Source organism: Brevundimonas sp. (assembly GCF_036677305.1).
Lineage (GTDB): Bacteria > Pseudomonadota > Alphaproteobacteria > Caulobacterales > Caulobacteraceae > Brevundimonas.
Genome location: NZ_JAKFEB010000110.1, coordinates 1 through 6,119 on the forward strand (window position 1 = coordinate 1; position 6,119 = coordinate 6,119).

The following is a 6,119-nucleotide window of genomic DNA, read 5'->3' on the forward strand; positions in this document are numbered from 1 at the left end:
AACCCCGCTGAGAGATGCGGGCGGCTACTCCCCGATGACGGCGGGCGGTGTATCCGCCTCGGGCTCGAGGGGCAAGACCTGGTCATGCGGCCCTTTGTCGTGGACGGCCTGACGCCGCGCGACGGCATAGGCCACCAGCCAGAGCGCCATGGCCCAGGCGGCCCCGGCGCACCAGCCGGCGAAGACGTCGGAGGCCCAGTGGGCGCCGAGATAGACGCGGGTCAGCCCGATCAGCAGGGCGATCAGTATGGAGGCTCCGAGGACAAACGCCTTCAGATGGGCGCGCGGGAAGGCCCGCGTCAGCATCACCCCGAGCGTCAGATAGAAGACGGTCGACAGCAGGGCGTGACCGGAGGGGAAGCTGGCGTTCAGCGTCTCCACGGCCTGGAAGTCCGACGGTGGGCGCTCGCGGCCGAAAAGGCTCTTGAGGCCCTCGCTGAGGGCCACGCCGCCCGCGAGACCCAGCACCAGCAACAGGGCCGACAGCTGTTTTCTCTGGATCAGCAGGAAGGCGATGGCGATCACTGCGAAAAGGGTCAGCACCGATATGCCGCCCAGCGACGTCAGGTCGGCCGCCGCCTCCTGCAGCCACCAGGGTCCTCTCGGATCACCCGCGACGGGCTGCATCCAGGCCAGCACCGCCTGATCGAAAGCCTGTCCGTCGGCCTCGGTCATGTCGTCGGCCACCTCGACGAAGGTCATGACGCCCAGGGCGATCACGAACAGGGCCGATACGGCCGCGATTTCCGTCCGGGCTATGCGCAGCATCCGGCGGAAAAAAGTGATCGTCTGGTCGGTGGTCATCGGCTGCTAACGGTCCCGCTTGTGTGACGTTCCACTCACGCGTTCGTGATCAAATACGGTGAAGCTTGTCACGCCCTCGTCGCGGCCTGTCCACAGGCTCATCCCCCGTCTTGAAGGCGATTCGGGCAGAAAGTGATCGTCAACCCCGTTGACGGTTGGTTAGCCATCTGCGCCCCATATGTGGGCTTGGGGAGCGCTTCAGCCACTAGGTCTTGTGGTTCGGAGCGTGGGGACACCCATTCGATTTTTGTTCAGGGCGGCGAATATCATGGCTGGCGGCGAAGCGTTGAAGACGGTTGATTTCGTGTCCCCGGCGGAGGGTGATGCGACGGCGCGTCCCCAACTGTCCGTGGTGAGATCCATTCAACTCGACCGGTCCCGCGACGACCTGCTGACCGACTTCGGCAAGAAGACGCTGGAGGACCGCTATCTGCTGGCCGGCGAGAGCTATCAGGACATGTTCGCCCGCGTCGCCACGGCCTACGCCGACGACGCCGACCACGCCCAGCGCGTCTACGACTATATGTCCAAGCTGTGGTTCATGCCCTCGACGCCGGTGCTGTCGAACGGCGGCGCGGATCGCGGCCTGCCGATCAGCTGCTTCCTGAACGCCGTGGCCGACAGCCTGGACGGCATCCAGTCGGTCTGGAACGAGAACGTGGCCCTGGCCTCGAACGGCGGCGGCATCGGCACCTACTGGGGCGGCGTCCGGTCGATCGGCGAGAAGGTCAAGGGCGCGGGCCAGACCTCGGGCATCATCCCCTTCATCCGCGTCATGGACTCCCTGACGCTGGCGATCAGCCAGGGCTCGCTGCGCCGCGGGTCGGCCGCCGTCTATCTGGACGTCCACCACCCCGAGATCGAGGAGTTCCTCGAGATCCGCAAACCGTCGGGCGACTTCAACCGCAAGTCCCTGAACCTGCACCACGGCATCAACATCTCGGACGCCTTCATGGAGGCGGTCCGCGACGGCAGGACCTTCGACCTGCTGTCGCCCAAGAACAAGGAGGTGGTGAAGACCGTCGACGCCCGCGCCCTGTGGCAGAAGATCCTCGAGATCCGCCTGCAGACCGGCGAGCCCTATCTGATCTTCTCCGACACCGTGAACCGCCAGATGCCGCAGCATCAGCGCGACCTGGGCCTGTCGGTCAAGCAGTCGAACCTGTGCTCGGAGATCACCCTGCACACCGGCCGCGACCACCTGGGCGTCGACCGCACCGCCGTGTGCTGCCTGTCCTCGGTCAACGCCGAGAGCTTCCTGGAGTGGCGCGAGGAGCCCCGCTTCATCGAGGACGTGATGCGTTTCCTCGACAACGTTCTGGAAGACTTCATCCGCCGCGCCCCGCCGGCCATGGCCGCGGCCGTCTATTCGGCCAAGCGCGAGCGTTCGGTGGGTCTGGGCCTGATGGGCTTCCACTCCTTCCTGCAGGCGCAGGGCGTGGCCTTCGAATCCGCCATGGCCAAGTCGTGGAACATGCGGCTGTTCAAACACCTGCGCCGCGAGGCCGACAAGGCCAGCCGCCTGCTGGCCGAAGAAAAGGGCGCCTGCGAGGACGCCGCCGAACGCGGCGTGCTGGAGCGGTTCAGCCACAAGCTGGCCATCGCCCCGACCGCCTCGATCTCGATCATCTGCGGCGGCACCTCGGCCGGCATCGAGCCGATCCCGGCCAACATCTATACGCACAAGACGCTGTCGGGCTCGTTCGCGGTCAAGAACCCCTATCTTGAGAAACTGCTGGGCGAGAAGGGCATCGACACCAGCGAGGTCTGGTCCTCGATCCTGGAGCACGAAGGCTCGGTTCAGCACCTCGACGCCCTGGACGAGGACGAGAAGGCCATCTTCAAGACCGCCTTCGAACTGGACCAGCGCTGGATCGTGGAACTGTCGGCCGACCGCTCGCCGGAAATCTGCCAGGCCCAGTCGATCAACCTGTTCATCCCCGGAGACGTGAACAAATGGGATCTGCACATGCTGCACTGGTCGGCCTGGGAGAAGGGCGTGAAATCGCTCTACTACCTGCGCTCCAAATCGGTTCAGCGGGCGGCCTTCGCCGGCGCGGAAGACAAGGTCGAGGCCGAAATCGATCCGAACCAGCCCGATCTCTTCTCGGCCGCGCGCACCGACTACGACGAGTGCCTCGCCTGCCAGTAGGGCGGCCGGAGGCACAGGACAGAAACTCGCCCGAGGGGTTCACCCGATTGCGGAACTCCGCCTGCGGGTTCACGTTCAACGCCCGAACCGTGACGCTGGAAAGACTGTTGGCGGGATGACCCGCATCGTGCAGGATCGGACTCGCTGACGGATCGGGGAGGAACCGTTGATGCGCAGGACGGCGATCCTGGCCGGAGTGTTGGCGACTGGAGCCCTGTGGGCCCCGGCGTTCGCCGCTGCTTCGCAGGACCTCCAGGCCGACCCCTGGAGGGTCAGGCCGGAACGCCCCGCCAATGTCGCCGACCTCCTGACCCGCCTCGACCGGGACGCCCGGGCCGCCGACGATCCCGCCTGGGACACCGCCGGCGGCTGGACGGGCTATGCGCCCGACCGGGACCGGACCTCGCCGTGGGCCGCCTCCAGCCGTGACGTCTGGTTCGAAAGCGGCGGCTATGACGACCGCCTGCGCCTGCGCGCCGAAGGGGCCGTCCGCCGTCTCGACGGCTCGCCCCTGCCTCCCGGACCGCTGGATCCCGCGACCTTCGACGCCGAACACTATGATCTGACCTATACGCGCGGCTGGACCGAGACCCTCGGCCAGACGGCGTCCGGACTGGACGTCACCCTGACGCCGCATGTCGGGGTCGGGGTGGGCACGCGGGGCGGCACGACCGAGGCCGGGGCCACCCTGCGCATCGGGCGCGGCATCGAGAAACTGGTCCCGGACGGCGGCGACGCCTTCGGCGAGCGCCCGCGCTGGTATCTGTACGCGGCCGGCTCGGGCCGGGCCGTCGGCTATAATTTCGCCCGGACGCGCGACGGCGACTTCGCCCGATCGGGCTACAGCCAGGATACGGGCAATTTCCTCGGCGACGCCTCCCTGGGCGTGGCCATGCGGCGCGGGCCCGTGCACACCTCCCTCAGCGTCGCCTATCGCGAAATCGAGACCGAGGGCTTCCGCGCCGGCCACGGCGTCGACACCGACGTGTCCGAGGGCGTGATCGCCTTCCAGCTGAGCATCAAGCCGGAGTAGGGATGAGGGATGAGGGATGGGCGAAAAGCGCTTCACCCGCCTCCACAGCGTCCCTATCTCATCCCTCATCCCTCATCCCTGACCCCTATTCCCTCGCCACGCCCTCGCGGCGATCGTCCGCGCCGCCGTCCCAGCCCCAGCCGGCCGCGCCCTGGCGCCAGATGGCGCCGTGCAGGCCGGAGTTCTCGCTGGCGTTCGGGCTGAGCGTCACGCCGCGCGCGGCCAGGCCGGCGCGCAGCTCTTCGGAGAAACGGTCCGTATCCGCGCCGAACCCGTCGCCGCGCGCCACCAGATTGGGCAGGTCGAACGCCGCCTGCACCGGCATGCCCCAGTCCAGCACGGCGATCAGGGCCTTGGCGTTATAGGCCAGGATCGAGGTCCCGCCGGGCGAACCGAACGCCCCCAGGAACCGGCCCTGTCGGTCGAGGACGATCACCGGCGCCATCGAGGACCGCGGCCGCTTGCCCGCCGCCACGGCGTTGGCCGCCGGCGCGCCGTCGGGCCGGGTCGGGGTGAAGGAGAAGTCGGTCAGCTGGTTGTTGAGGAAGAAGCCCGCCGCCATCCGGCCCGAACCGAACACGCTCTCGACCGTGGTGGTCATGCTGACCGCATTGCCCCGGGCGTCGACGACGACGAGGTGCGAGGTGCCTGCCGGCTCCTGCGTGGCGTCAGGCCCGGCGAAGACGCCGCCGGGCGGCGCGCCGGCCTCGGCCGCGCCGGTCAGACCGGGCGCCAGAGCGGCGCGCGCGGCGACATAGTCGGGATCCAGCAGGCCCTGCACCGGCACCCGGACGAAGCCCGGGTCGCCGACGTAGCGGTCGCGGTCGGCGTACATCAGCCGCTGCAGCTGGGCGAAGGCGGTCCAGGCGTCGGCGCTGTCGGGGCCGCCGTGAATGTCGGGCGTGCGCTCGGCCATGGCCAGCAGCTGCAACACGGCCACGCCGCTGGAGGGCGGGGGCGGCACGCAGACGACATAGACCCGGTAGGGGCGGCACAGCGCGCCGCGCTCGATCGGTTGATAGCCGGCGATGTCTTCGGCCGTCAGGGCGCCGGGGCGCGGCTCCTGCGCCACCGTGGCGGCGATCTCGCGGGCGATCCGGCCGTTGTAGAAGACCTCGGCCCCGCCCGCGGCCAGCTCGGCCACGGTCTCGGCATAGGCGGGGTTCCTCAGCACGTCGCCGGCGACGTAGCGGTTTCCGTCCGCCCGGGTGAAATACGCATCGGCCCAGCGGGTGCGCGCCTGGCCCCGGGTCGCGGCGATGAAGCCGGCCAGTCGGGGGCTGACCACGAAACCGTCGCGGGCCAGCCGTTCGGCGTCGCCGAACAGGGCGTTCCAGGGCAACCGTCCGTGCGCCCTGTGCGCCATGGCCAGCATGGCCACGGCCCCGGGCGCGCCGGTCGAGCGCCCGCTCAGGACCGCCTCGCCGACGCCCAGCGGCCGTCCGTTCTCGTAGAACAGCTCGGGCGTCGCCGCCGCCGGCGCGGTCTCTCGCCCGTCATAGCTGGTGATCTCGCCGGTCGCCGCATCGTAGGCCATCATGAAGGCGCCCCCGCCCAGACCCGACGACTGCGGCTCGACCAGGCCGAGAACGGCCTGGACGGCGATCGCGGCGTCCACCGCCGACCCGCCCTCTCGCAGCACCTTCAGTCCCGCCTCGACCGCCAGCGGATTGGCCGCGGCGACGAAGGGACCGCGCGCGACCGGCGCGACGGGGGCGGGCGCCGACGCGGCGGCGCCGCCGACCGGGCCCGTCGATCCCCGGCCCGCGCTTCCGCAACCGCCCAGCGCCATCGTCGTCGCGACGAGCACAGCCGCAAGGGCGCGGGCGGACCGGCGGGGGGCGAGTTTCATGAAGGGCTCAGGTCTGGCTTCGGGGAGGATCTGGCGAGAGAGCCGCCACCCTGCCCCGCCGACCGCGCGAACGAAAGCCCCGCGTCGCGCCCTTCTGTCGCCCCTTCGCGCGACAAGGCGGAAAACCCGTCTTCCGGCACTTGCCCCCCGTCCCCTCGTCCGCTAGATACCCGCCCTCGCCGTTCGCGGCCAAGCGCGCCCGTAGCTCAGCTGGATAGAGCATCAGACTACGAATCTGAGGGTCGGACGTTCGAATCGTTCCGGGCGCGCCATTTTCT

General features: G+C 69.4%; 4 protein-coding genes and 1 tRNA gene. 3 read left to right on the forward strand and 2 right to left on the reverse strand.

Features of this window, described 5'->3' with window-relative positions:
- Window positions 1-24 precede the first annotated feature (24 nt).
- Window positions 25-804, reverse strand: coding sequence for a phosphatase PAP2 family protein (locus V6M42_RS06595; protein ID WP_332659191.1), 780 nt, complete (start codon window positions 802-804; stop codon window positions 25-27).
- A gap of 268 nt (window positions 805-1,072) precedes the next feature.
- Between V6M42_RS06595 and V6M42_RS06600 the strand changes: the two genes are divergently transcribed.
- Entirely contained in the window at window positions 1,073-2,956 is a 1,884-nt protein-coding gene (locus V6M42_RS06600; protein WP_332659189.1) for a ribonucleoside-diphosphate reductase subunit alpha, read from the forward strand.
- 169 nt (window positions 2,957-3,125) lie between these two features.
- Window positions 3,126-3,989, forward strand: coding sequence for a lipid A-modifier LpxR family protein (locus V6M42_RS06605; RefSeq protein ID WP_332659188.1), 864 nt, complete (start codon window positions 3,126-3,128; stop codon window positions 3,987-3,989).
- A gap of 85 nt (window positions 3,990-4,074) precedes the next feature.
- Here V6M42_RS06605 and V6M42_RS06610 read toward each other — a convergent pair whose 3' ends face one another.
- Window positions 4,075-5,841: a gamma-glutamyltransferase family protein gene (locus tag V6M42_RS06610; RefSeq protein ID WP_332677925.1), complete on the reverse strand. Its 1,767-nt coding sequence runs from the start codon at window positions 5,839-5,841 to the stop codon at window positions 4,075-4,077.
- A gap of 195 nt (window positions 5,842-6,036) precedes the next feature.
- Between V6M42_RS06610 and V6M42_RS06615 the strand changes: the two genes are divergently transcribed.
- Window positions 6,037-6,113, forward strand: a tRNA-Arg gene (locus V6M42_RS06615).
- Window positions 6,114-6,119 lie beyond the last annotated feature (6 nt).

What these genes read in the sequence shown, in the direction of transcription:
- V6M42_RS06605 (WP_332659188.1), top strand. Translation starts at nt 3,126, where the DNA reads ATGCGCAGGACGGCGATCCTGGCCGGAGTGTTGGCGACTGGAGCCCTG.
- V6M42_RS06600 (WP_332659189.1), top strand. Translation starts at nt 1,073, where the DNA reads ATGGCTGGCGGCGAAGCGTTGAAGACGGTTGATTTCGTGTCCCCGGCG.
- V6M42_RS06595 (WP_332659191.1), bottom strand. Translation starts at nt 804, where the DNA reads ATGACCACCGACCAGACGATCACTTTTTTCCGCCGGATGCTGCGCATA.
- V6M42_RS06610 (WP_332677925.1), bottom strand. Translation starts at nt 5,841, where the DNA reads ATGAAACTCGCCCCCCGCCGGTCCGCCCGCGCCCTTGCGGCTGTGCTC.